The following is a 26,188-nucleotide window of genomic DNA, read 5'->3' as shown; positions in this document are numbered from 1 at the left end:
ATTTTGGATTGATTAATCCACGGGACTATCGGCTCGTTCCGCCAGCAAATCACTCATATATGACGGCGCATGCATGAGGAAGGGCGCCGGGGCGCCAAACCTGCCTGCGTCATGCCGTCCGCCGCGTCTCCGGCATCACCAGCCAGATCATGAACAGCCCCAGCGCGGCGACGCCGGCCAGGCCCATGAAGGCGGTGCTGCTGCCGAGCTTGTCGCTGACATAGCCGGCCAGCACCGTGCTGAGCGACGCGCCGATACCGACCGCGGTTCCGACAATGCCCTGCGCCAGGTTGAAATGGCCGCTGCCGAACGCCACGTCGGCGACGATCAGCGGCACCATGACGCTGAAGATGGCCGCGGTGATGCCGTCGAAGACTTGCACCATGACCAGCAGATAGGGATCCCGCACCGTTGCGAACAACAGGCCGCGGATCGCGAGCGAGGCAAATGCAAGCAGTAGCAGCGGCCGCCGGCCCCAGGCCTGGGCCTTGCGGCCGACCGACGGCGAGCACAGCGCGACGATCGCCTGCGGCACGATGATGCAGGCGGCGATCAGAACCGGCGCCCATTGGCTCGACCGTGTCGTCACGACGCCCGCCATCAGCGGCAGCATCGCGGCATTGGCCAGTTGGAACAGCATCATCGCGCCGGCAAAGATCAAGAGCGACCGCTGTCGCACCAGACCGACGATACTGGTCGCTCGTTTGTCGGGAACTTCGCGCTTCACCTCGCCGTGGGCCTGCGCGATATCGATCTCGCGCTCGCGGATCCGCGCCAGCGACAGCAACGTCGGGATCGCAAGGATGAAGGTCACGAGGAACACCGATCGGCTCGACAGGAAATAGCCGCAGGCCCCCATCAGCGCCGCGGCCGAGCCGCTGCCGAGCGAAGCGAAGCGCGCATTGCGGCCGAGCCGCTCGCCGATCGCCAGCGGCCCGACCAGGCCGAGGCTGATCGCGGCGATCGCCGGACCCAGCACGCAGCTTGCGAGCGCGTGCAACGTTGCGGCGAGCGTCACCACCGGAAAGATCGGCCAGAGCGCGTAGGCCAGCGCGGCGGCGCCGATGGCGGCGACCGCCCAGCCGGCGACGACCCGCTCCGAGCGCGCCGCATCGACGATCGCGCCGCCGGGCACCTGGCCCAGCAGGCCGATGATGCCGCCGATCGAGAGCACGAAGCCGATCTCGACCTGTGTCCATTTCTGCGTCGTCAGGTAGACCGCGATGAACGGGCCGAAGCCGGTCTGCACGTCGGCCAGGAAGAAGATGAACCAATCGAGCCCGCGCTGGCTTTCGCGCGACGGCAAGCGCGGTTCCTCGGGACCGGGTTGATCGGAGACGATCGGCACAATTTTGGTGCCGCCGGCTGATCGCTCGCCACGACTGTCGCCAACCGTCTCGACGGAAGAGTTCGGACGCGCGACCAGCTCGAGCCCCCTAATGTTCGTAATCCCATGGATGAAGATTGCCGGCCGCGCCAAGCACGATCAGCGGCGTATCTTCCTTGTATTCAGGCGCAGCGCTCACCTGCTGCTTATTGAGGTCCAGCGTGATGCTGTCGCTCTTGCTGGAAACGCCGGCGAAACGCAGTGCGTTCCAGTCGACCACGATCTTCCGGCTCCCGACGCCGAGGAAGCCGCCGAAATCGATCACCGCGGCGCGAACCTTGCCGTCGCGGTCGACGATGACATCGACGATGCGGCCCATGTCCTCATTGGCGGAACTGCGCACGTCACGCCCGAGAATGCCGTGCGCATCGCGCGCGCCGATCACGGTCACCGAAGGCGGCGGCGACTGTTCCTTAGACGGTTCCTTGGCCTGCTCCTTCGGTGCAGCGGCTGCTGGCGGCGCAGGAGTTGCTGAGGGCGCCTGGGCCGCGGGCGTCTTGCCTTCGTCGTCGGCAGCGCGGACGCCCGCGCATGCCAGCAGCGCCGCTCCAGCCAGCATCACCATGATCCTCGAACGCATCTTACTCTCCCCACGATTTCGCCGCGCGCAGCGTGCGACGGCGCTCAATGCGTCAGCACGATCGACACCTGGATCTGGCCGCGCGTGCGCAACACTTCGAGTGACACCTCGCCGCCGTGACGGCGCAGCCGCAAATCGACGCTGGACGCGCCGAGCCTGAGGTCGCGCAGCACCACGTCGTTGAGGAATTCCGGCAGCCGCGGATCGCGCAAGCGGATCTCGCCGCGCGCGGTGTCGAACTCCAGCCCGAGTGCGGCCTCCAGCAGCGTGAACGGCGTCGCGCTCGCCCAGGCCTGCGGCGCACAGGCCACCGGATAGAGCACCGGGCCGCGCCGGCGCTCGCGGCGGAAGCCGCAGAACAGCTCCGGCAGCCGCCGCAGCTCCATATAGCTCGCGGCGTCGAACAGGCCCTTGAACAGATGCGCGACCGAATGCTTCAGGCCGTAGCGGGCAAATCCGAGTGCGATCAGCGCATTGTCATGCGGCCAGATCGAGCCATCGTGATAGGACATCGGGTTGTAGCGCGCTTCGCCCGCGGCGACGGTGCGGATGCCCCAGCCCGAGAAGAATTTCTGGCTCATCAAATCTGCGGCGACCCGCCGCGCGCGGTCTTCGCGCACCATGCCGGAAAACAATATCTGTCCGGCATTCGACGTGCGCACCTTGCACGGCTGCTTGGCACCGTCGAGCGCGAGCGCATAGGTGCCGAGCTCCTCGCACCAGAACGCCGCCTCGAACCGCTCGCGCAGCCGCTCGGCCTCCGCATCGAGCCTCAAAGCCTTTTCGGCGAAGCCGAGCCGCCGCGCCGCTTGCGCGGCAAGCTGCTTGCCGGCGAACACATAGCCCTGCACTTCCGCCAGCGCGATATTGCCCTCGGCCAGAGTTCCGTCGGCGTGGAAGATGGCGTCGAAGGAATCCTTCCAGCCTTGATTGCGAAGGCCTTCATCGGTGGCGCGCTGGTACTCGATGAAACCGTCGCGATCGGGATCGCCCGGGCCGTCGATCCATTGCAAGCCGGCCTCGACCGCCGGCCATAACTCGCGCAACGTCTCCACGTCGCCGGTGCGCTCCAGATAGAGCCCGGCAAGCAGCACGAACAACGGGGTCGAATCGACGCTGCCGTAGTAATGCGCGAACGGCACCTCGCGAAGCGCCGCCATCTCGCCGCCGCGCATCTCGTGCAGGATCTTGCCCGGCGCGGCATCGGACAAGGGATCGACCGCCTTGGCCTGGAACAGCGCGAGCCGCTTCAACACGCCCTTGGCGATCCGCGGATCGACCCACAGCATTTGCAGCGCGGTGATCAGCCCGTCGCGGCCGAATGTCGTCGAATACCAGGGAATGCCGGCGTAGGGATAACGGCCCTGCGGCGTCTCCGTCATCAGCATGTTGAGGTCGGCCATCGCCTGGCACAGCACCTCGTTGAAGATGTTGTTCGAGGTCTCGATGCTGGCCGCGCCGGCCGACGAAGTCCGCATCTCGCGGCGATGCGCCAAGAGCCCGCGGAAGAACGGCACCGGCTTCTGCATGATCGGCTTGTTGCAGGACACCGCAACGAACAGCGAGGTCGCCTGCCCCGGCTCGAGGTCGAAATGATAGGTCGCGGCGTTGACCGACAGCCGCGTCGGCCGTGGATCGAAATGCAGCGCGGTGATCCGCGTCTGCTCGTCGAGGCCACAATATTCCAGCACGACGTCGGTCGGGCCGAGCAGCTTGCTCGAGCCGATGCCACGCCGCGGCCGCCGCTCGCCGCGTACCTCGAACAAATCGGCGAAATCATTATCGAACAGCAGCGTGAGATCGAAGCTTGCGGCAAGATCGCCGTGGTTCTGCAGGCCGATCCGCTGATAGGCGGTGCCGCGCCACAGGAAGATCGAGCGCACGATGTGCAGCGTATCCTTCTGCAAGGTCAGGCGGCCGTCGCGATAGACGTCGGAATTGGTGAGATCGACCGTCAGTGCCGAATTGTCGTCGCGCATGTTGGAGCCGAGCAGCAGCGGCTGCACGTCCTCCAGCACCATTTCCAGCCGCGCGAGATAGCGCGTGTCGGCGTTGAACAGGCCATCGGGCCCGCCCGCCGAAGCGCCGATATCGCCATGGCTGTCGAGCACGATGAAGGTGTCGTCATGCTTGAGCGAGCGCCGCGGCCGCGCCGCGGGCCCGGTCATCGGAATGTAGAACGGCGATTCGGCGACGTGCTCAGTGATGCGAGCAGTGATGATCTGCGTAACGACGTCAGCTGCCATCTGAACCTCTGGCGACTTTGTTTGGCCCGGCTCTCGGCCTGACTGTTGGCTCGGATCTCGGCTCGAACGAACGCACCGGAACGCAAGAACGCGCTTGATGACGCGGGGTCAGGCCGCGCTGGTCGAGAGGCGGCCCATCTCGCGCGCGACCAGGTCGCGGTAGGGACCCCTTCCCTTCACGAGGATATCGGGCGGACCGTCCTCGACGATCCGGCCGCCCTGCAGCACGAGCACGCGGTCGAAGCTGCGCAGCGTCGCGAGGCGGTGCGCGATCGCCACCACCGTACGCCCGCGCATCAGGCGCGACAACGCCTCGCGGATCGCCTCCTCGGAATCCGCATCGAGCGCTGCGGTGGCCTCGTCGAGCAACAGGATCGGTGCGTCCTTCAGGAAAGCGCGCGCGATCGCGATCCGCTGGCGCTGGCCGCCCGAGACCTTGACGCCGCGATCGCCGACGATGGTGTTCATGCCCTCGGGCAAGGTCTCGATGAAGTCGCAGCGCGCCGCGATCGCCGCCCGCCGCACCTCGTCGTCGGTGGCATCCGGCCGGCCGTAGCGGATGTTCTCCAGGATCGAGCGGTGGAACAGCGAAATGTCCTGGGGCACCACCGAGATCGCCGCGCGCAGGCTCTGCTGGGTGACGCGCGAGATGTCCTGGCCGTCGACCGTGATGGCGCCCTGCTCGACGTCGTAGAAGCGCTGCAGAAGGGTAAACAGTGTTGACTTGCCGCCGCCGGACTGCCCGACCAGACCGACCCGCTGGCCGGGCTGGATGCGCAGGCTGAAACGCTCGAACACCTGCAAGCCGCCGGGATAGCGGAACGAGACATTGTTGAAGGCGATCGCCGCGCCGCTCTTCACCAGCACCTCGGCTTCCGGATGATCCTTCAGCTCGTGCGGCTGCAACAGCGTCGCCAGCGCCTCGGTCAGGCGGGCGACATGCTGGGTGACGTCGACCAGCGCAACGGCGAGATCGCGGGTGGCGCTGAGGATCGAGATGCCGAGCGTGCAGACCAGCACGACGTCGCCGGTGGTCGCTGCGCCCTGCTGCCAGAGATTGAGAGCCCAGGCCAGCATCGCGATCGTCAGAATGACAGTCACGGCAGCGTGAACGAGGCGAAGCTTTTCGAGATAGCGGAGGGAACGGCCGCGCGCCACGAGTTCCCGATTGACGGTCGCGTCGAAGCGGTCGTGCTCATAGCCGAGGCCACAGAACGCGCGCACCAGCGGCAGGTTGTTGATGACATCGACCATTTCGCCGTCCACGGCCGCCGCCCTGTTGGCGAAATCGTCATGCAGCGGCCTGCCGGCGGCCGCCATGCGGAACATGGCCACCACCATGGTTCCCGCGATCAGGATCAACACTGCTGACATTGTCACGCTGACGGTTCCAACCAGGGTGATCGCCGCGAAGGTCGCGATGCAAGGCGGCAACACGTTCCATACGAACATGTTCTCGACGGTGTAGACCGCGTTCGAGGTCGCCGTGATCCGGCTGGTCAGCATGCCCGGCAGCCGATCCGTGAAATAGCTCGGCGCGTGGCCGGTGAGATGACGGAACATGTCGCGGCGAAGGTCGCCGCTGACGCTGACGAAGGTGTAGCTCGCGGTCCAGCTCGCGATCCGCCACAGGAAGTTGTCGGCTGCGATCAGCGACATGAGCAGAGCGAATGCCAGCCATACGCCATTCGCGGCCGACGGCCCTGCCGACAATGCGTCGACCAGATTCTTCACGCCGTATTGCGTGCCTACCGAGCAGGCAACCGCCGCGACGACGGCCGACAAAATCACAACATGCGACGGAAGCCGCCGGCGCAGATAGCGCAGCACAAAGGGGAACGGGCGATGCGCGTATCCTGACAGATGGTCCATGACGTCCTGCAAAAGCTGTTGAAGGTGAACGAGAAAATTTTAGTCGAAGCTCTCGTGCACGATGACGTGAAGGGCGGCGGTGGGATTGCTCGATGCAGCCATCACTGCGCGACAATTTTGCAACGTTGGCGTCCGCGAAAACGTGTTGGAGCGAGATGGCATCAGCAAGACCACAGTGTGATGGAAGAAAGAAGCGGCAGATCTCCCACACCTAAGGAACCTCGCACGTGCGAGAACGTTCCCGTCTTTGGCATGTCGCTGCCATCAGAGGGCTGAGGGCTCATCCACATTACAAACATGGAGACGGAGAAATGCGCATCGCGCAGGTTGCCCCGCTGACGGAGGCTGTTCCCCCCAAGCTCTACGGCGGCACCGAACGGGTCGTGCACTGGCTGACCGAAGAACTTGTAACACTTGGACATGACGTGACGTTGTTCGCCAGCGGCGACTCACAGACCTCCGCGAAGCTCGATGCGACCTGGCCGAAGGCACTGCGGCTCGACGGTTCCGTCCGCGATCCCAATGCGCTGCACATGGTGATGCTGGAGCGCGTCCGGCAGAAGGCCGACGACGACGAGTTCGACTTCCTGCATTTCCATCTCGACTACTATCCGTGGTCGGCGTTCTCGCGGCAGCCGACGCCGTTCGTGACCACGCTGCACGGACGGCTCGACTTGCCGGAGCACCAGCCCGTCTTCAACACCTTTTCCAAGATCCCGGTGATCTCGATCTCCAACGCCCAGCGGCGGCCGGTGCCGCAGGCGCACTGGGTGCGCACCATCCATCACGGCCTGCCGGAAAATTTGCTGACGCCGCAACCGGCCAAACAATCCTATCTCGCCGTGCTCGGGCGAATCGCGCCGGAGAAAGGCGTCGATCGCGCGATCAAGATCGCGACCCGCTGCGGCATTCCGCTGAAGATCGCAGCCAAGGTCGATCGCGCCGACCAGGAATATTACGACGAGTTGATCAAGCCGCTGATCACCAACAATCCGCTGATCGAGTTCATCGGCGAGATCAGCGATCGCGAGAAGCCGGATTTTCTCAGCGGCGCGATCGGGCTGCTGGTTCCGATCGACTGGCCGGAGCCGTTCGGCCTCGTCATGATCGAAGCGATGGCCTGCGGCACACCCGTCATCGCCTATAACCGCGGCTCGGTGCCCGAGATCATCGAGGATGGGCTGACCGGCTTCATCGTCGAGGATGAGATCAGCGCGATCTCCTCGGTCGGCCGGCTCTCGACGCTCAACCGCGATGCGATCCGCAAGCAGTTCGAGACCCGCTTCACCGCGCGCCGCATGGCGCTCGACTATCTCGCCGCCTATCGCAGCCTGATGGAAGCCAAGCCGCGCTTCAAGCTGGTGGCGAGCGCGGAATAGCCGTTGCAGCGGCCGATCGAATGATCCGGAGGGCCGGCCGGCACCCCCTGTGCCGGTCCGTCGGGTCATTCGATTGTCAATAATACCGCCGCATCTGGCGGCAACTCCCACGCAGCGAAGCGGCTCACACGCCCGCGTCGCGCGATTGCTGCGACGCACCAGTCGCAACGCGTTTCCCCCGTGACCCCGGCCGATATCGCCTTTGCGATTGCCGAATTACGTGCTCTTATGCGCCCCGCTTGAGCAAAAAATAATAAGCGCGCGGACGGAGCAACCGTGCCGCCGTCGCACAGGGGGAACGCCATGACAGGGGACCGCAAGCCGTCGGCCATTAATAATACCGCGCCGACCAAGGCCTCACGGACCAAGCTGAACCGCCGCAAGTTCCTGGTCAAAACCGGCGGCGTGCTCGCAGCCGGCGCATTCGGCGCCGTCCCGCTGCGCGGCTGGGCCGCCGACCCGATCAATATCGGCGCGCTCTATCCGAGCACCGGCAGCATGGCGCAGATCGGCGTCGGCTGCGTTGCCGCAGCCAAGCTTGCGGTCGACATGGTTAACGAGGCCGGTGGCATCAAGTCGCTCGGCGGCGCCAAGCTCAACCTCATCGTCTCCGACGTGCAGAGCGACACCACGGTGACGCGCACCGAGACTGACCGTCTGATATCCGGCAACAAGCTGTCGGCGATCCATGGCTGCTACGCCAGCGCGCTGACCTTGATCGCGAGCGAGGTCTGCGAGCGCGCTCACGTTCCGATCATCACCGGATCGAGCTCCGACCAGCTCAACAAGGGACGCACCTACACCTTCACGCCGTTCGCGCGGGCCTCGCAATTCGCCAAGGCGCAGCTGCAGATGGCCAAGCTGGTCAGCGAGCAGGCCAAGGTCGCCGTCATCTTCGAGAACACCGCATTCGGCACCTCGACCTCGAACGGGCTGAAGGAACTGGCGCCCGGCGAAGGCGTCGAGATCGTGATGTTCGAGCCCTACTCGGCCGGCTTCACCGATGCGAGCCCGCTGATCAACAAGGTCAAGGCCTCCGGTGCCAACACGCTGTTCTCGCTGTCCTATCTCAACGACCTCATCCTGATCGTCCGCACCGTGAAGCAGGTCGGGATCAACATCGCGATCAATGGCGGCTCGGGCGGCTTCGTGATGCCGGATTTCTACAAGAATGTCGGCAAGGCCGCCGAAGGTCTGCAGGGCGTCGCGCACTGGAACCACGACGTCAACGACGATGCGCAGAAGGTCAACGCCGAGTTCAAGAAGCGCACTGGCGAGTTCGCCTTCGAATATGCCGGCGGCCTGGTCGCGCAGACCTTCATGCTGGCCGACGCGTTGGAGCGCGCTGCCTCCGCCGATCCGAAGAAGGTACGCGAGGCGCTCTCGACGCTCGACGTCTCCTCGGGTTACGCGGCGATGGCGCCCGGCGGCAAAGTGAAGTTCGGCCCCGACGGCAAGAACGTCTATGGCCGTCCGGTCGGCGTGCAGTGGCAGAACGCCGATCTCGCCAGCATCTTCCCCAAGGAAGACGCCCGCGCCCCGCTGATGAAGACCTGAACCGCGGTCGCATCGCATGTGGGAGACACTGGCCCAGGCTGTCATCAACGGCCTGCTCATCGGCGGCATCTACGCGCTGGTCAGCATCGGCGTCACGCTGATCTTCGGCGTGGTCAAGATCGTCAACTTCGCCCAGGGCGAGTTCGTGATGATCGGGATGTATATCTCGTTCTTCCTCGCCACCCAGTTCGGCATCGATCCGCTGGTCTCGCTTGTTGTCTCGATGCCGGTGCTGTTCCTCGCCGGCGTCCTGATCCAGCACTTCCTGATCCGCAGGGTGCTCGGGCCGAACGACATGCCGCAGATCTTCCTGACCTTTGCGCTGTCGCTATTGCTGCTCAATCTCTCGCTGATGCTGTTCAGCGCCAACTACCGCACCGTCCACACCTCCTATTCGGATGAAGCGTGGCACATCGGCGGGCTGTACATTCCGGTGGCGAAACTGATCGCCTTTGCGGTCGCGATGGCGCTCAGCGGGCTGCTCTGGGTGTTCCTGCACACCACCGATCTCGGCCGCGCCATGCGCGCGGCGTCGCAGAACCGCGACGTCGCGATGCTGATGGGGATCAATCCCAACCGCGTGTTCGCGGTCGCGTTCGGCACCGCGCTGGCGCTCGCCGGCGCCGCCGGCTCGCTGCTGATGCCGTTCTATTCCGCCTATCCGTTCGTCGGCCAGGTGTTCGTGCTGATGGCGTTCGTCGCGGTCGTGATGGGCACGCTCGGCAATGTGATGGGCGCGCTGGTCGCGAGCCTGATGATGGGCGTGGCGGAATCGCTCGGCATCCAGTTCGTCGGCGCGGATTCAGGCCTGATCGTGGTGTTCGCACTGCTGCTGCTGACGCTTGCCTTCAGGCCGAGCGGGCTCGGCGCCAAAAGGGGCCGCTGATGCAGACCTCCGGCAACATGAAATGGCTGTGGCTCGCGATCGGGGCCGTCGTCATGCTCGCTTTGCCCCAGTTCGTCACCTCGTCGTTCGCGATCGACATCTTCATCCGCATCCTGCTGTTCTCCTTCATCGGCGTCGCCTGGAACCTGATGGGCGGTTATGCCAAGCAGCTGTCGCTCGGGCACGCCGCCTATTTCGGACTCGGCGCCTACACATCGACCATTATGCAGGTGAACTACGGCATCTCGCCCTGGATCGGGATGATCGCGGGCGGCGTGGTCGCGATGCTGGCGAGCCTGCCGATCGGCTGGCTGTGCTTTCGCCTGCGCGGCCCCTATTTCACCATCGCCACCATCGCGACCGCGCAGGTGCTGATGCTGATCTTCCTCAAATTCCGCGATTTCGCCTGGGGTGCCGAAGGCACCACGATCCCGAATCTCGGCAGCGCGCCGCTGATGATGCAGTTCGAGGAGAAGTCGTCGTACTACTACGTCGTGCTCGGCCTGCTCGTCGTTGGCCTGTGGATCACCCACCAAATCGAGAAATCCTGGATTGGCTACTACCTCGTCGCGATCGGCGAGGATGAGGACGCGGCTGAAGCGATCGGCGTCAACGCGCCGAAGGTCAAGCGCGACATCTACATGATCAGCGCGTTCCTGACCGCGCTCGCCGGCACCTTCTACACCCAGTACATCTACTTCATCGATCCCGCGACCGCGTTCAGCTTCAGCGTCTCGATCGAGGCGGCGCTGGTCTCGATCGTCGGCGGCATCGGCACGTTGTGGGGACCCGTGATCGGCACCGTGCTGCTGGAGACAACTTCCGCGCTGCTGCAAAGCTGGCTCGGCAGCTCGGTCGGCGGCATCCAGCTCACGGTCTACAGCCTGATCCTGATGGCGGTGATCCTGTGGCGCCCAACCGGGCTGATCGGGTTTGCGATCGACGTCTATCACCGCATCATCCGGCGCAAGCCGGCGCGCGCCTGAGGTCGTTGCGATGGCAGAAGCACTGGTCGTCAAGGGTCTCAGCAAGCGGTTCGGCGGCCTGCGCGCGGTGCAGGACGTCAGCTTCGCGGTGCAGGAGAACGAGACGGTCGCGCTGATCGGGCCCAACGGCGCCGGCAAGACCACGAGCTTTCATTTGATCACGGGATTTCATCGCCCAGACTCCGGATCGGTGCTCGCCTTCGGCCGCGAGGTCGTTGGCTTGCGTCCACACGACGTCTGCGCGCTCGGCATGGCGCGCACCTTCCAGGTGGCAAAGCCGTTCGGGGCGATGACGGTGCTCGCCAATGTGATGACCGGCGCCTTCCTGCGCGACCGCCATGTCGCCGCCGCCCGCAGCAAGGCGCTTGAGGCGATCGAGTTCGTCGGCCTCGGCGCCAGGGAGCAGACGCCGGCCAAGGACCTCACCACCATCGACCAGCGCCGGCTGGAGATGGCCCGCGCGCTGGCGACCCAGCCACGAATCCTGCTGCTCGACGAGGTGATGGCCGGGCTTAACCCGGCCGAGATCGACCAGGCGGTGGCGCTGGTGAAGAAACTCTCAGCGCGCGGCCTGACCATCGTGATCGTCGAGCATGTGATGCGCGCGATCATGGCGGTGGCCCGTCACATCGTGGTGCTCGACCACGGGCAGAAGATCGCCGAGGGTACGCCAAAGGAGATCGTGGAGAATCCGGAAGTGATCCGCGCCTATCTCGGCTCCTACGTGCATCCGCCGGCGCAGGGAGACCCCCATGCTTGAGCTCTCCCGCGTCAGCGCCAGCTACGGCTCGGTCCCCGCCATCACCGACGTCAGCATCTCCATCGGCGAGGGCGAAGCCGTCGGCCTGCTCGGCGCCAACGGCGCCGGCAAGAGCACGACGCTCCGCGCCGTCTCCGGCCTCGTCAAACTGTTCGCCGGCAAGGTCACGTTCGACGGCGTCGACCTCGCGACGCTGCCGCCCTACCGTATCCCCGAGCTCGGCATCGCGCATGTCCCGGAAGGCCGCCAAGTGTTTCCGGAAATGACAGTCCAGGAAAATCTCGAGATCGGCGCCTATACGCCGAAAGCCAAGGCGGATCGCGCACGCACGATGGAGCTCGTCTACAGCATCTTCCCGCGGCTCGCCGACCGCAGGAAGCAGCTCGCCGGCACCATGAGCGGCGGCGAGCAGCAGATGGTCGCGGTCGGCCGCGGGCTGATGCTGAAGCCCCGCCTGCTGATGCTGGACGAACCTTCGCTGGGCCTGGCCCCCGTGATGACGGACGTGACGTTCGAGAAGATCGGCGAGATCCACAAGATGGGCACCGCGATCCTGCTGGTCGAGCAGAATGTCAGCCGCGCGCTGTCACTGGTGCAGCGCGCCTATGTGCTGGAAAGTGGCAACGTGATCATGCAGGGCACCAGCGCCGAGCTCGCGGGCAACAAACAGGTGCAGGCGGCGTATCTCGGGATTTAAGAGGCCCAACTATCGAACCGCCATCCTGAGGAGCGCGAAGCGCGTCTCGAAGGATGCACGGCCCGACCGATGGCCGTCAACCCTTCGAGACGCCGCTACGCGGCTCCTCAGGGTGACGGTCGACGTTTTGAGTATGTGGCTCTAGCTCACCGCCGTCCGCTTCGGCTCGACGATCTCGAACATCCGCGGGAATTCGTCCATCAGCATCATCAATTCGCCGAGCCGCAGCGGCTCGCCTGATACCTTCACCTTGCCGGCGCCGACGGCGTCGGGGAACGTGGTCAGCTTGGCGATCACCTCATCGAGCACGCTGCGCGCCAGCGTGAAGCTGGCGTGCGCGTCGGCGGCCTGCGTACCCTTGACGTAGGTCAGCGCCGAATTCTCGAGATTGAGCACGAAACTCTCGCCCGTATCGGTAAAACTCCAGTTCAGCACGATACGCTTGCCCTCGGCCTTGGGGCCATTGAGGCGGACGCCGAGCACGTCCCAGAGCTGCTCGGTGCGGAGTGCAGCCAGCGTCTCGCGCGGCATCGGCGAGCGCGGCGGCGTCTTCGGCATGCCCTGCCGCAGCTCCTGGGCCCCGAACAGATAGGCGTTGCGCCAGGTCGAGCTCTCGGCAGCGTAACCGAGCTGCTCGAACGTGTCGGCCAGCAATGCGCGGGCCGCCTGGTTGTCGGGCTCGGCGAAGACGAGATGGCTGACGGCCTGGGCGACGAAGCGGAATTCGCCCTTGGCGAAGTCGGCGGCGGCGCGCTTCAGGATCGCGTCGGCACCGCCCATATACTCAACATACTTCTTGCCGGCCTCGACCGGCGGCAGGGAATCGAGATTGACCGGATTGGCGTCGTACCAGCCGAGATACTTCTGGTAGATCGCCTTCACATTGTGCCTGATGTGGCCGTAATAGCCGCGGCCGTGCCAGGCGCCCTCTAAGCTCTGCGGCAGCCGGATCGTCTCGGCAATCTCGGCCGCGTTGAGGCCGTGGTTCATCAGCCTAATGGTCTGGTCATGCGCGTATTTATAGAGGTCGCGCTGCTGGCGGATCATGGTGTCGATCCGCTCGCGCCCCCACACCGGCCAATGGTGCTGGCCGCACATCGCCTCCGCCTTGCCGCCCCACATCTGCAACGCCTCGCCGAGATACTTCGACCACGCCAGCGCATCGCGCACATCGGCGCCGCGGAACGGCAGCAGGTTGTGGAAATTGTGCGTGCAGTTCTCGGCGAGGTTCAACAGCTTGTAGCGCGGAATGAAGAAATGCATCTCCGCGGGCGCTTCGCTGTTCGGCGCCATCTGGAATTCGAACTCGACGCCGTCGATGATGCGTGTATCGCCGGTCGCGATGATCAGGTCGGTCGGCCGCAGCAGCGCCACGCCGCCCGCGGCCATGGTCTTGCCGAGACCGCAATCGACCTGGCCGCGCACGCCCTTGGCGAGGAACGGCCCGAACTGGTATTGCGCACGGCGCAGCATCGCCGGCCCCGCGATGATGTTCTCGGAGACCGCGTGCTCCATGAAGAAATTCGGCGCGATGATCGGAACACCCGCCGCCAGCATGGCGTCGTCCACCACGCCGCGCGCGCCGCCCCAATGGTCGGTGTGGGTATGGGTGAAGATCACGGCGGCGACCGGCCGCTTGCCGCGATGCTGGAAGTACAGCTCCATCGCGGCGCGTGCGCCCTCGATCGAGGTCAGGGTGTCGACCACGATGACGCCCTTGTCGCCCTCGATCAGCGTCATGTTGGCGATGTCGAGCCCGCGCACCTGGTAGACGCCCGGCACTACCTCGAACAGGCCGTGATGCATGTTGAGCCGCGATTGCCGCCACAGGCTCGGATCGACGGTCGCAGGCGCCTTCTCCTCGGACAGGAAGCCGTAAGGCTCGAGGCTCCACACCACCCTGCCTTGGGCCGAGGTGACGCGCGCGTTCTCGATGGTGCCGAGAAAGCCGCGCGCGGCGTCGTCGAAATCCCTGGTGTCGGCGAACGGCAGCGCTTTCAGCGTGGTTTCGTGCTGCGCGATGACCGGCGCGGATGCCGCCTTCGGAAGTTCATGCGACGTCTCACCTGCGGTTGTCTGGGTCATTACTCAAGCACTCCCTCGTTTGGCGAAGATCAGTCCCGGTCGCGCATCACTCAGCGGAATTGCACGCCTTCGAACTGGCCGCTGCGGCGCCAGCCATCGATGTATTTGAAGTAGGCCAACGCGCCCGCCGGATAGCCGACACTGAGCTTGGCGGCAGGCCCGGGCTCGCGTCCCTCATTGTTGTAATAGCCGGGCGTGCAATCCGGCCCACCGATCATCCGGCCGACCGCGGTCAGCAGCAGCTCGACCCAGCGGTTCTCGGCTTCCTTGCTGACTTCGATCTCCTTGAAGCCGTTGTCCTGCGCATGTCCGACCATCAGGGCGATGGTCCGCGCCGCTTCCGTCAGGTTGTGCGGTACGTTGGAAATGAGGTTGGCGCCCTGCGTCGGCTGCACGAAGAACACGTTGGGGAAGCCGTGCACGTGGATACCGTGCTTGGTGCGCATACCCTTGGCCCAATGCGCCGACAGCTTGATGCCGTCACGGCCGGTCAGATCGAAGCCCGCACGCCTGCGATATTCGGTCCCCACCTCGAAGCCCGATGCGTAGATGATGCAGTCGAGCTTGTATTCCTTGCCGGCGACGACAATCCCGTTCTCGGTAATCTCTTCGACACCCTTGCCGTCGGTATCGACCAGATGCGTGCCCGGCGTGTTGAAGGCCTGAAGATAGGCGTCGTGGAAACATGGCCGCTTGCAGAGCTGGCCGTACCAGGCCTTGAGATTCCTGGCCGTCTCGGGGTCGCCGACGATGCTGTCGACCCGGTTGCGGATCTCCTCCATCTTTTCGAAATCGGAATCCTCGAACACCGCCCGCATGTTTTCCACGGTCCGCTGCTCGCGCGGCAGCAGCATCACCTTGGCGCGGATCCGCTTCGACAAATCGGTCCAGCCGTCCTGCACCAGGTCTTCCTCGGCCGATCCACCGGCCTGGTTGGCGGTGAAATTCTCCAGCCAGCGCTGTTGCCAGCCCGGCGTTGCGATATCGGCGAACCAGTCCGGATCGATCGGGCCATTGCCGCGGACGTCGACCGACGACGGCGTGCGCTGGAACACGTACAGCTCCTTGCAGGCGCGCGCGAGGTGCGGAATGCACTGCACCGACGTAGCACCGGTGCCGATGATGCCGACGCGCTTGTCGGCAAGCTTCTCCATCGGCGCGCCGCGGGGATCGCCACCGGTGTAGTCGTAATCCCACCGACTGGTGTGGAACGAGTGGCCCTTGAAGCGCTCGATGCCGGGAATGCCGGGCAGCTTCGGCACATGCAGCGGGCCGGTGCCGATGCCGACATATTGCGCGGTGAAGGCGTCGCCCCTGGTGGTGCGGATGATCCAGCGCGATTGTGCCGCGTCCCAATCGAGGCTCGTCACCTCGGTGTGAAACAGCGCGTTGTCGTAGAGATTGAACTGCCGGCCGATCCGCTGGCAGTGCGCCAGGATCTCGGGCGCATGCGCGTATTTCTCCGACGGCATGTGGCCGGTCTCTTCGAGCAGCGGCATGTAGACCATCGACGCAGTGTCGCACTGCGCGCCGGGATACCGGTTCCAGTACCAGGTGCCGCCGAAATCGCCGCCCTTCTCGACAATGCGGACATCCTTGACGCCGGCCTCGGTCAGCCGCGCCGCGGTGGCGAGCCCGGCAAAGCCGCCGCCGATGAAGGCGAAGGTGACGTGGTCGGTCTTCGGCGCGCGCTCCGTCACCGGCGTGTAGGGATCCTCGAGATAATGCGCGAGCTGGTCCTTGATCTGGAGATACTGGTCGTTGCCGTCAGGACGCAGCCGCTTGGTGCGTTCCTCCTGATACTTCAGGCGCAGCCGCTCCTTGTCGATCGCGGCGGGCTTTGCGTCTCGGGCTTGCTCGGTCATCGTCATCGGAAGGGCGCCTCGTCTAGGGATAATTCGGTGGATACTGTAGCGCCGCTCAGGCGGGATGTGCAGCAAGATAGGGCGAATTGGCGATCGACCATTCCGGCATCGGCTCCATCCGGAAGATCTGCCGCAGATGCACCTCGTCGGGGCCGTCGCCGATCCGGAGCAGCCGTCCCCACGCCAGCGCCTGATGGATCGGCGTATCGTCGGAGCCGCCCATCGCGCCGAACACCTGCATCGCGCGGTCGGCGATCTTTTGCAGCATTGCGGGCACCGCGACCTTGATCAGCGAGACGTCGCGCCAGGCGCCGTGATGGCCGGCCTGATCGAGCCGCCAGGCGCAGCGATACGCGAGCAGCCGCGCCTGCTCCAGTTCGACGCGGGCTTCAGCGATCCAGCGCTGGACGGTGTCGTACTGGATCACGGTGCGCCCGAATGCACTGCGCTCCGCGGCACGCGCCATCATCAGCTCGATCAGGAGCTCGCAGAGCCCGATCGAGCGCATGCAATGGTGGATGCGCGCCGGGCCGAGCCGGATCTGCGCGACCTTGAAACCCTCGCCCTCCGCACCGAGCAGATTCTCCACCGGCACGCGCACATTGTCGAACTCAAGCTCGCCGATCGGCGCTGTATGATCTTCGCAACCCATCCAGCGCAGCCGCCGCACCAGCCGCACGCCGGGCGCATCCATCGGCACGATGATGCAGGAATGCCGGCTGGTGCGCTCGGCGCCGGCATCGGTGACACCCATCACGATCAGGAAGCTGCAGCGCGGATGCGCGGCGCCGGTGATGAACCATTTGCGGCCGTTGATGATGTAGTGGTCGCCGTCGCGCACCATCCGCGTTGCGATGTTGGTGGCGTCGGACGAGGCGACATCGGGCTCGGTCATGCCGAAGGCGGAGCGCGTCTCGGCGTTGAGCAGCGGCGCGAGCCAGCGCGTCTTCTGCTCAGGCGTCGCGCAGGCCTGCAACGCGATCATGTTCGGCACATCGGGCGCCTGGCAGTTGAACACCTCCGGCGCCCAGAACAGCCGCCCCATGATTTCCGCCAGCGGCGCGTAGTCGAGATTGGAGAGGCGCGTGCCGGGTTCGTCGTCCGCCAGTTCGGGCAGACCGAGATTCCACAGGCCCGCCGCGCGCGCCTGCTGCTGCAGCTCGGCCATGAAGGGCGGCGTGCCGCTGTGCGCGCGGACATGATCGAGCCAGGCGCGGTGGCGCGGCAGCACCGCCTTCTCGAAGAAGGCCAACAGATCTTGCCGCCAGCGCTCCGACCGTTCGGACAGATCGAAATCCATGCCGCCTCCCGTCTTTTGGCCAGCAGATAAACCGATATCGAAACGATTTGCAAATTCATTTCGATATATTGACAATCTGATCAATTTCAGACCATTATTTCGTATGGCGGCATTGTCCACCCTCGAATCCCCAGCGGATCCCTCCTTTGCGACCACCCTGGCGCACGGGCTCGATCTGCTGGCCGCCTTCCGCAACCACGCCGGCCCGCTCTCGAATGCGGAGCTTGCCGAGCACACCGGCCTGTCGCGGCCGACCGTCTCGCGCCTGAGCTACACGCTGGAGCAGCTCGGCTATCTCAGGCGCGACGCCAAGGGCCGCTTCGTGCTCGGGCTCGGCGTGCTTGCCGCCGCCTATCCGGTGCTGTCGTCGCTGAAGGTCCGCCAGCTCGCGCGTCCGCTGATGCGCGACTTCGCCGCCTATACCGGCGGCACGGTGTCGATCGCGATGCCGTTCGGGCTCGACTTCATCTATGTCGAAACGCTGCGCACGACGGACGCGGTGCCGCACGTGCCTGACGTCGGCTTTGTCTCCTCGCTGGCGCCGACGGCGGTCGGACGCGCCCTGCTGTCGCTGTTCACGAAGGACGAACGCGATGCCTATGTCGCGCGTGTGAAGGCCGAGCGCCCTGAGGAGCTCGACTACGTCGAACGGCGCACGCTGCCGGACATCGAGCTCTGCAACGAACGCGGCTTCGCGGTCTCGCTCGGCGAATGGCGTCGCGAGATTTTTGGCGTCGCCGCCCCGCTGTATCGCACGCCCGCCGGCGAATGCCTGTCGGTCAATTGCGGCATCCCCTCGTTCCGCTTCAGCGCCGAGCAGATCGAGCGCGAATGCGGGCCGCGCATGCTCGGGCTCGCCCGCAGCATCCGCTCGCTGGTGGCCAACGACTAGGACATGATCCGGAAAAGTGTGAAGCGGTTTTCCGAAGAGGTCATGCATTAAAAGTACGCATCGCGCAGACGATGCGGCAGATATGGGGAGGGAGACATGCGCGGCATCGCAACCGCCGTTCGACTGCTCGCGACCATCGCATCCGTCCTGCTGATTGGCGCCGGCGCCAACGCGCAGGACAATTATCCGAGCCGTCCGATCCACATCATCGTGCCCTATCCTGCCGGCGGCATCGTCGACATCGTCGCGCGCGCCGTAACCGAGCAGGTCGGCCGCGACTGGAAGCAGACCGTCGTGGTGGAGGCACGGCCCGGCGGCAACAGCAATATCGGCACATCAGCCGTCGCGCGCAGCGAGCCGGACGGCTACACTTGGGTCGTCACCGGCCCCGCGCTTCTGGTCAACCCGGATCTCTACAAGGACACTGGCTGGAACGCGGCAAGGGATTTCAGGTGCGTCGGCCTCGCGGTCTGGAATCAAAGCGTGGCGCTGGTGCATCCGTCGATGCCGGTGAACAGCATCGGCGAATTCGTCGAGCTGGCCCGCAAGCAGCCCGGACAGTTCAACTTCGGCAATCCCGGCACCGGATCGTCGATCGACCTCAGCGCCCAGAAACTGTTTCAGGCCGCCGGCATCAAGCTGACCAATGTCGGCTACAAGGGCCAGCCGCAGGCCCTGATCGACCTGATGACCAACCTGATGCATTTCGAGATCGTCTCGCTCGAGCTTGCGCTGCCGCACATCAAGGCCGGCAGCGTTAAGCCGCTCGCGGTGTTCACCGACAAACGCGTCCCCGACCTGCCCGACGTCCCGACCATCGCGGAAGCCGGCTTTGCCGAGGCCGCCTACGTTCCCTGGTACGGCATCTACGTGCCGGCCGCGACGCCGGCGCCGCTGCTTGCGAAGATCAATGCGGCGATCAACAAGGCGTTGCAGAACCCTGACGTGCAGCGCCAGCTGTCGCTCGCCAATATTCCGGGCAAGCCGATGTCGCTCGATGAGCTCGCCGCGCTGATGAAGGCCGATCAGCAGAAGCTGACGACGGTGATCAAGACCTCGGGCATGGCGCTGCAATAGCATCCCTCAGTCAGGGGATGCCGGCCCGTTGTCACGGTAGGCCCACAGGCATTCGCGCGGCAGCGCGACCTGTGCCTCGACGCCGACCTGATGGCGCGCGGCGGTGCCGAGCTCGATCGCCTCCAGCCGTTTGCCGAACAGCTCGAGACCGTAGGCGGTCTGCGTGCCCTGGTAGCGCCGGTCGAGCACCTTCGCCGCAAACGTGTTGGCGCCATCGGGCCGGCCGATCGCGATGTTCTCGGGCCGCAGCGCCACCCGCACCTTCTCGTCGGGCTTCAGCGGCTGGAACAGCGCGACCTCGCCTTGCCGGCCGTCGCCGAAATCGACCACGCCATAGCCACCGTTGCACGCGACCAGCGTGCCGGCGAGCTCGTTGGTCGCGCCGGTGAAATTGGCGACGAACAGATCGGCCGGACGGTTGTAGATCACGTCAGGGGTGTCCATCTGCAACAGCTTGCCGTCGCGCATCACGCCGATCCGGTCACCGAGCACGACCGCCTCGGCCTGATCATGGGTGACATAGAGCGCGGTCATCCCGGTCTGCTTGAGGATGACGCGAAGATCGTCGCGCAGCCGCAATCGCAGTTTGGCATCGAGATTCGACAGCGGCTCGTCGAGCAGCAGGAGTTGCGGCCGGTACACCATGCTGCGCGCCAGCGCGACGCGCTGCATCTGCCCGCCTGAGAGCGCCACCACCGGCCGGTCGGCATAGTCGGACAGCCCGACCAGCGCCAGCGCGTCGTCGACCATGCGGGCGGCGTCAGCGCGCCCGACCGTCCGGTGCTTCAGCGGATAGATCACGTTCTGCCGCACCGTCATATGCGGCCACACCGCATAGGACTGGAACACCATGCCGAGGTTGCGCAAGCGCGGCGGCACCAAAATGCCGCGCGCCGGCGACGAGACCACCCGCCCGGAAATGCTGATCTCGCCATCGGTCGGATGCTCGAGCCCGGCGACGCAGCGCAGCGTCGTGGTCTTGCCGCAGCCGGACGGCCCGAGCAGCACCACGATCTCGCCGGCCGGCACGCCAAAGCTGACGCCGTCGATCGCCGGGCGGCCGATCGCAAACTGCTTCCTGAGATCGGTGACTTCGAGCGTCGCCGTCATCGCTAGCCTCGCCGCCTATTGCCGGTATCCGAACGTCTTGTCCCAGTCCGCCACCCACGCTGCGTGCAGCTTCACGTAGTCGTCGAACTTCGGATACCAGAGCTTGACCACCTTGGGATCGAACCCCTCCGGAAAGGCCGGCGGCTCCTTCAAGGAGGTGAGATTACCGAGCTCCTTGATCATGAAGGTCTGTCCTTCCTTCGACAGGCACCAGTTCAGGAACAACTTGGCCGCATTGGGATGCGCCGCCGTCTTCGGAATGCCGCTCGCATAGGGATTGACCGGCGCGCCTTCGGGCGGAAAGAAGATCTCGATCGGCGCGCCGTCTTTCTTCTTTTGATAGATCACGTTGTAGAGCAGCGGCGCGATCGCGATCTCGCCGCGCACCAGAGCATCGGCGGTCGGCGCGCCGGAGGGATAGAGCACGGGATGGGTTGCGGCCTGCTTGGCCCAGTAGTCCTCACCGAGCACCTGGCGCTCGAACATGATCCGGGTCCAGGTGGTGCCGCCGGACTGCGCGAACACCTGCCCGATCAGCTTGTCATATTGCGGCTTGGTCAGGTCCATCCACGATTTCGGCGGATCCTTCACCAGCTCAGTGTTGTAGCCGATCGACCAGGCGATGGTGGCGCGCGGCCACAGCTTCGGCGAGATCAGCGCGTCCTTGCTGTAATCGGCCGCGTTCGGCGGCGCATAGTCCTGGAACAGATCCTCCAGCGGCTGCATCAGCGCGCGATCGGAGTGGTCGACGACGTCGGCGATCAGCTTGCCGGCCGCGGCTTCGGTCTTCACGCGGGTGATGAGCTGCCCGCCGGGCGCGCGGACCATCTCGACCGTGATCTCGGGAAAGCGCTTGTTGAACGCCTTGATCACCTGCTGCTCGATCTCGGCAAAATTCGCCGTGTAGAACACGAGCTTGCCTTCGGCCTTCGCGGCCGCGATCAATTCCGCCGAGCCGAACTCCTGCGCCCGCACGGCCGGCGCCAGCGCAAGCGTTGCGACGCTCGCCAAGGCCAGTGTCAAGGCTAGTGTGGTGAAGGTTCGTCTATCCATCGCCAATCCTCCCCTTATCGTTATCCGGTCCGCGCCACGTTGCCCTGCGCCGCCCCACGCGACAGCCAGTTGGCGCCGCCGATCAGGACGCCGAGCAGCACGGTCTGCACCAGGCTGAAGGCCGCGGTCTTGCCGATGTTGCCGCCCTCGTAATAGTCGAGCAGCAACACCGACATCACCATGGTGTTGCTGGTGTAGAGGAACAGCGACGAGCCGAGCTCGCGGATCGCCAGCACGAACAGCAGCGTCATCGACGCCAGCACGCCCGGCCGCGCCAGCGGCAGCACGATCGTCCTGATGGTGCCGAGCATGCCCCGGCCGCAGACCCAAGCGGCCTCCTCGAGCTCGCGGTGGATCTGCAGGAACGAGGTCGACAGCGCCTTCACGGTGTCGGGCATGAAGCGCGCGATGAAGGCGAGCGCGAGAATCCAGATCGTGCCGTAGAGCCCGCCGGGAACGCCGATCCAGGCCCAGAGATAGGCGACGCCGACCACGAGCCCGGGGATTGCGACCGGCAGCGTCGAGATCAGGTCGATGGCGCCGCGCCCCGCGACGCGGGTGCGATGGATGGTGTAGCCGATCGCAAAGGCGAGCGCGCCGCCGACGACAGCGGTGATGATTCCGACCTCGATCGCGTTGTAGATCGACTTCATGGTCAACGGATTGTCGAAGATGCTCTCGAAATGCGTCAGCGAATACTGCCGCATGTCGAACAGGCTCGCGGCGTCGCGGATGAACATGAACTTGCGGAAGGCCGCGACGATCAGCGCCAGCGACGGCAGCACCACGACAATGACGAGATAGACGATCCCGAGCGCGAAGGTGACCCAGCGCCACGGCCCGAGATCGAGGCTGCGCGGCCGGAACGCCTTGCCCGCCACGGTCGTATAGCTGCGCCCGCTCAGCAATTTCTGCTGCAGATAGACCAAGAGCCCCGTCACCATCATCAGGATGATCGCGACGGCGGCCGCGGTGTTGTAGAGCGGCGGCGACCAGTTGGTGAGCTTGAAGATGTAGGTCGTGAGCACGCTCAGATTGGTCGGCGCGCCGAGCACGGCCGGGATGCCGTAGATGCCGAGCATCACGATGAACGACAGCAGCATGCCCGAGACGATCGCCGGCATGATCAGCGGAAACGTCACCGTGAACAGGGTGGCGAACGCGCTGGCGCCGGAGATTTCCGCCGCCTCTTCCAGGCTCGGGTCCATGTTGCGCAGCGCCGACGACGTGAACATGTAGACATAGGGCGCGTAGTAGATGCCGAACACGAACACCAGGCCCCACATCGAATAGAGATCGATGCGCAGGTCGGAGCCCATCCACTTGAACATCGTGTTGATCAACCCGGTCTTCGGCGAGCCGAGAATCGCCCAGGCCACGCCGGCCACCAGCGGCGGCGCGAACAGCGGCAGGATGCTGGCCGCGGCGATGAAGCCCTTGAACGGCGTGTTGGTGCGTACCACGATCCAGGAGAAGAACAGCCCGATCGCAACCGCGATCACCGTGCCGCCGCCGCAGGCGATCAGCGTGTTGAGCAGCGCCTCGCCGACATTCGGATTGGCAAGCACGGCGAGGAAATTGGCGATCGACAGATGGCTCAGGCTGAGGCGGATGCCGTCGACCACCGGGTTGGTGTCGGTGAGCGCGCCGAGCAGCAGCATCAAGACGGGATAGATGACCAGGAAGCCGAGGATCGCCAGCAGCGCCGCGACCCAGAGGCCGGTGAATGCGCGGCGCCGGGTTCCCTCCCTGGCGCTTCGCATGGCTTCGCTGCGCCAGTCGGTCTGTCCGTGCAATGCGCGCGTCCCCTCTTGCGGCCCGATCTGACGTCGCGCCTGCTTATATGCCAAGCGTAGTCGATCGCGACTGTGACGCAAGCTATCCGAAAGTCGCTCCGGCGCGCTAATGTGACACAGCGCGGCACACGAATTCGATTGATCGCGCTCACGCGCCACAATCTCGGTGTCGTCCCTGCGAAAGCAGGGACCCACAACCACTGGGTTGTGTTGTGAGAGTGAGCTGCGGCCCCGGCATCACGCAACAATTCTCATTTGGGGTAATGGGTCCTGGCTTTCGCCAGGACGACGCCGGTTGCTTGGCACGGCCCACATCCACAACCGTCGTCCCTGCGAAAGCAGGGACCCATAACCACAGGGCTGTGTTGTTGAGGAGGCTGCGGCCCCAGCGTCGCGCAACAATTGCCATTTGTGGTTATGGGTCCCGGCCTACGCCGGGACGACACTGAATTTGTTGCGCGGCCGCCGAGTCATATTTCGGCATTCTCGCGACATGGGTTGCCCGAGCTTTGCCCTTCGCTGCGGCCCTGCCCCTGGGCCACAGCCTGCCTGCGCGTCCGGCAAGGCCGCTTCGCATATGCATCATGCAATGGCGCGGCTGGGGAACGGGATGCCGCCGTAGTACATGGCGGTCCCGGAGACATTTTCAGGCATGCTCGAGAAGACCCCGATATCAGGTGCGGCTGCGGCGCCGACCACCGATGGACTGCCCTGGGAAAAGCGACGCTGGGCGGTGGCCGCGATCTTCACGGCGCTGGCGATGGCCTCGCTCGATACCGCGATCGCCAACATCGCGCTGCCCGCGATCGCCAACGATCTGCATGTCAGCCCTGCCGAGGTGGTCTGGGTCGTCAACGTCTACCAGATCGCCCTGGTCGCAACGCTGCTGCCGCTCGGCGCGCTCGGCGAGATCGTCGGCCACCAGCGGATCTACATCGGCGGCCTCCTGCTGTTCACATTGGCGTCAATTGGCTGTGCGCTGGCGTGGTCGCTGCCGAGCCTTTTGGTCGCGCGCACCTTGCAGGGGCTTGGCGCCAGCGGTCTGATGAGCGTCAACACCGCGCTGGTCCGCTTCGTCTATCCGAGCCGGATGCTCGGCCGCGGCTTCGGCCACAATGCGCTCGTGGTCGCGAGCGCCATGACGCTGGGGCCGACCGTCGCCTCCGGCATCCTCGCGCTGGGCTCGTGGCCCTGGCTGTTCGCCGTCAACATTCCCTTCGGCATCGTCGCGTTGCTGATCGGCATGAAGACGCTGCCGAAGACGCCGCGCGCCACCCACGCCTTCGACTTTGCCGGTGCGGCGCTGGCGTGCGCCTGCCTCGGGCTCTTCATCATCAGCATCGGCAGCGCCGCCCACAAGACCGCGCCTGCGCTCGTCATCTCGGAGTTTGCCGGCGCCCTCCTGTTCGGCTGGATCCTGACCCGGCGGCATGCCGATCATCCGGCGCCGATGCTGCCGATCGACCTGTTTCGCCGTCCGATCTTCGCGCTGTCGGCCGCGACCGCCGTTTGCTCATTTGCTGTGCAGGGCCTCGCCTTCGTGTCGCTGCCGTTCTACTTCGAGGACATATTGCACCGCTCGCAGGTCGAGACCGGCTTCTTCATGACGCCCTGGCCGCTGGTGGTCGCCTTCATGGCGCCGATCGGCGGCCGGCTGTCGGATCGCTATCCGGCCGGCATCCTCGGCGGCATCGGCATGCTGCTGCTGGGCGTTGGCATGGTGCTGCTCGCGACCCTGCCGACCGAGCCCGGCGTCGCCAACATCGTCTGGCGCACCATGATCTGCGGCATCGGCTTCGGCTTCTTCCAGACCCCCAACATGAAGGCGATCATGTCGAGCGCGCCGTCGCATCGCAGCGGCAGCGCCAGCAGCATCGTCGCGACCGCACGGCTGACCGGGCAGACCACCGGCGCTGCGCTGGCCGCGCTCTGCTTCGCACTGGCCGATCGCGAAGGCGCCACCGTCGCGCTGGCGCTGGGTGCAGGATTTGCTGCGCTCGGCAGCGTCATGAGCTTCCTGCGGTTAGCCGTCGCTTCGCCGCAAAAGACATGACAGGCATGTTGCGCGCGCGGGGCGCGACCAAACACCACGCGGTCAACTTTCTTCCGCGCTGCAAACGCGTTTTCTTGATTTGAACGGTTCCAGTTTCAAGGCCAACATCGCGCTGAAGTCCGATCGGAGGATTGGACCATTCAGGGGAAAGCGATGGCAAACCTCAAAATCAACGGCAAGACAATCAATGTGGACGTCGAGGACGACACGCCACTGCTGTGGGCGATTCGCGAGAACGTCGGACTGACGGGGACCAAATACGGCTGCGGCATTGCACAATGCGGCGCCTGCACGGTGCATGTCGACGGTGTCGCGATACGCTCCTGCGGCGTGACGGTGAGCGAGATGGCCGGCAAGGACATCACCACCATCGAGGGCCTCGCGGCTGGCGGCGTAATGCACAAGGTGCAGCTCGCCTGGATCGCGAGCGACGTGCCGCAATGCGGCTATTGCCAGAGCGGCATGATCATGGCCGTCGCGGCGCTGCTGAAAGAGAATCCGAAGCCCAGCGACGACGACATCAACGACGCCATCACCAATATCTGCCGCTGCGGCACCTTCCAGCAGGTGCGCGAGGCGATCCATGCTGCCGCGAACGCGTGAGGAG

20 protein-coding genes are annotated in these 26,188 nt (G+C 65.2%); 10 read left to right on the top strand and 10 right to left on the bottom strand.

The features are described 5' to 3' along the window. Window positions 1-109 precede the first annotated feature (109 nt). The 4 genes from ACOIX3_RS12220 to ACOIX3_RS12205 all read right to left on the bottom strand — a co-directional run bounded on the left by ACOIX3_RS12220 (window position 110) and on the right by ACOIX3_RS12205 (window position 6,085). Window positions 110-1,348, bottom strand: coding sequence for an MFS transporter (locus ACOIX3_RS12220; RefSeq protein WP_420970069.1), 1,239 nt, complete (start codon window positions 1,346-1,348; stop codon window positions 110-112). A gap of 88 nt (window positions 1,349-1,436) precedes the next feature. Next, window positions 1,437-1,967, bottom strand: coding sequence for a PRC-barrel domain-containing protein (locus tag ACOIX3_RS12215; RefSeq protein ID WP_420971718.1), 531 nt, complete (start codon window positions 1,965-1,967; stop codon window positions 1,437-1,439). Between the two features lie 44 nt (window positions 1,968-2,011). After that, window positions 2,012-4,213 (bottom strand): glycogen debranching N-terminal domain-containing protein, encoded by a 2,202-nt coding sequence (locus ACOIX3_RS12210; protein WP_420970068.1) that lies wholly within the window; start codon window positions 4,211-4,213, stop codon window positions 2,012-2,014. Window positions 4,214-4,321: 108 nt separating this feature from the next. Continuing rightward, on the bottom strand, window positions 4,322-6,085 hold the full coding sequence (locus ACOIX3_RS12205; protein WP_420970067.1) for an ABC transporter ATP-binding protein: 1,764 nt from the start codon (window positions 6,083-6,085) through the stop codon (window positions 4,322-4,324). A 311-nt stretch (window positions 6,086-6,396) separates the two neighbouring features. On the opposite strand from ACOIX3_RS12205, the gene ACOIX3_RS12200 reads away from it, so the two are divergent. The 6 genes from ACOIX3_RS12200 to ACOIX3_RS12175 all read left to right on the top strand — a co-directional run bounded on the left by ACOIX3_RS12200 (window position 6,397) and on the right by ACOIX3_RS12175 (window position 12,350). Then, entirely contained in the window at window positions 6,397-7,464 is a 1,068-nt protein-coding gene (locus ACOIX3_RS12200) for a glycosyltransferase family 4 protein (protein WP_207836110.1), read from the top strand. 303 nt (window positions 7,465-7,767) lie between these two features. Next, the gene (locus ACOIX3_RS12195) at window positions 7,768-9,021 is read left to right on the top strand and encodes an ABC transporter substrate-binding protein (RefSeq protein WP_420970066.1); all 1,254 of its coding nucleotides are present in this window, start codon (window positions 7,768-7,770) and stop codon (window positions 9,019-9,021) included. Window positions 9,022-9,037: 16 nt separating this feature from the next. Beyond that, window positions 9,038-9,907 (top strand): branched-chain amino acid ABC transporter permease, encoded by an 870-nt coding sequence (locus ACOIX3_RS12190; protein WP_097670375.1) that lies wholly within the window; start codon window positions 9,038-9,040, stop codon window positions 9,905-9,907. After that, the gene (locus tag ACOIX3_RS12185; RefSeq protein WP_420970065.1) at window positions 9,907-10,893 is read left to right on the top strand and encodes a branched-chain amino acid ABC transporter permease; all 987 of its coding nucleotides are present in this window, start codon (window positions 9,907-9,909) and stop codon (window positions 10,891-10,893) included. Before ACOIX3_RS12190 ends, ACOIX3_RS12185 begins: the two co-directional genes overlap by 1 nt. Window positions 10,894-10,903: 10 nt before the next feature. Beyond that, complete coding sequence (locus ACOIX3_RS12180) at window positions 10,904-11,653, top strand: ABC transporter ATP-binding protein (protein ID WP_420970064.1); 750 nt, start codon at window positions 10,904-10,906, stop codon at window positions 11,651-11,653. After that, a complete protein-coding gene (locus ACOIX3_RS12175; RefSeq protein ID WP_420970062.1) occupies window positions 11,646-12,350 on the top strand; it encodes an ABC transporter ATP-binding protein in 705 nt (234 codons plus the stop codon). Before ACOIX3_RS12180 ends, ACOIX3_RS12175 begins: the two co-directional genes overlap by 8 nt. A gap of 141 nt (window positions 12,351-12,491) precedes the next feature. Here ACOIX3_RS12175 and ACOIX3_RS12170 read toward each other — a convergent pair whose 3' ends face one another. From ACOIX3_RS12170 to ACOIX3_RS12160, 3 genes are read right to left on the bottom strand one after another with little or no spacing between them, the layout of a single operon-like run. Beyond that, window positions 12,492-14,435 (bottom strand): alkyl/aryl-sulfatase, encoded by a 1,944-nt coding sequence (locus ACOIX3_RS12170; RefSeq protein ID WP_420970060.1) that lies wholly within the window; start codon window positions 14,433-14,435, stop codon window positions 12,492-12,494. 50 nt (window positions 14,436-14,485) lie between these two features. Continuing rightward, on the bottom strand, window positions 14,486-16,306 hold the full coding sequence (locus tag ACOIX3_RS12165) for a flavin-containing monooxygenase (RefSeq protein WP_420970059.1): 1,821 nt from the start codon (window positions 16,304-16,306) through the stop codon (window positions 14,486-14,488). Between the two features lie 49 nt (window positions 16,307-16,355). Continuing rightward, window positions 16,356-17,600: an acyl-CoA dehydrogenase family protein gene (locus tag ACOIX3_RS12160; protein ID WP_420970058.1), complete on the bottom strand. Its 1,245-nt coding sequence runs from the start codon at window positions 17,598-17,600 to the stop codon at window positions 16,356-16,358. Between the two features lie 112 nt (window positions 17,601-17,712). On the opposite strand from ACOIX3_RS12160, the gene ACOIX3_RS12155 reads away from it, so the two are divergent. Both ACOIX3_RS12155 and ACOIX3_RS12150 read left to right on the top strand, forming a co-directional pair. After that, complete coding sequence (locus tag ACOIX3_RS12155) at window positions 17,713-18,492, top strand: IclR family transcriptional regulator (RefSeq protein ID WP_420970057.1); 780 nt, start codon at window positions 17,713-17,715, stop codon at window positions 18,490-18,492. A 96-nt stretch (window positions 18,493-18,588) separates the two neighbouring features. Beyond that, window positions 18,589-19,569 (top strand): Bug family tripartite tricarboxylate transporter substrate binding protein, encoded by a 981-nt coding sequence (locus ACOIX3_RS12150; protein WP_420970056.1) that lies wholly within the window; start codon window positions 18,589-18,591, stop codon window positions 19,567-19,569. 6 nt (window positions 19,570-19,575) lie between these two features. Here ACOIX3_RS12150 and ACOIX3_RS12145 read toward each other — a convergent pair whose 3' ends face one another. From ACOIX3_RS12145 to ACOIX3_RS12135, 3 genes are read right to left on the bottom strand one after another with little or no spacing between them, the layout of a single operon-like run. After that, a complete protein-coding gene (locus ACOIX3_RS12145) occupies window positions 19,576-20,679 on the bottom strand; it encodes an ABC transporter ATP-binding protein (RefSeq protein WP_420970055.1) in 1,104 nt (367 codons plus the stop codon). Window positions 20,680-20,694: 15 nt separating this feature from the next. Then, a complete protein-coding gene (locus ACOIX3_RS12140; protein WP_420970054.1) occupies window positions 20,695-21,732 on the bottom strand; it encodes an ABC transporter substrate-binding protein in 1,038 nt (345 codons plus the stop codon). 20 nt (window positions 21,733-21,752) lie between these two features. Continuing rightward, window positions 21,753-23,528 carry an ABC transporter permease gene (locus tag ACOIX3_RS12135; RefSeq protein WP_420970053.1) on the bottom strand — a complete coding sequence of 592 codons (1,776 nt, stop codon included), beginning with the start codon at window positions 23,526-23,528 and terminating at the stop codon, window positions 21,753-21,755. 652 nt (window positions 23,529-24,180) lie between these two features. Here ACOIX3_RS12135 and ACOIX3_RS12130 point away from each other — a divergent pair. Next, entirely contained in the window at window positions 24,181-25,581 is a 1,401-nt protein-coding gene (locus ACOIX3_RS12130) for an MFS transporter (RefSeq protein ID WP_420970052.1), read from the top strand. Between the two features lie 153 nt (window positions 25,582-25,734). Next, a complete protein-coding gene (locus ACOIX3_RS12125; RefSeq protein WP_420970051.1) occupies window positions 25,735-26,184 on the top strand; it encodes a (2Fe-2S)-binding protein in 450 nt (149 codons plus the stop codon). The last annotated feature ends 4 nt before the right edge of the window (window positions 26,185-26,188 follow it).

This window comes from Bradyrhizobium sp. B120 (assembly GCF_049075665.1).
Classification (GTDB): Bacteria; Pseudomonadota; Alphaproteobacteria; order Rhizobiales; family Xanthobacteraceae; genus Bradyrhizobium.
This window is presented reverse-complemented; position numbering and strand designations above follow the sequence as displayed.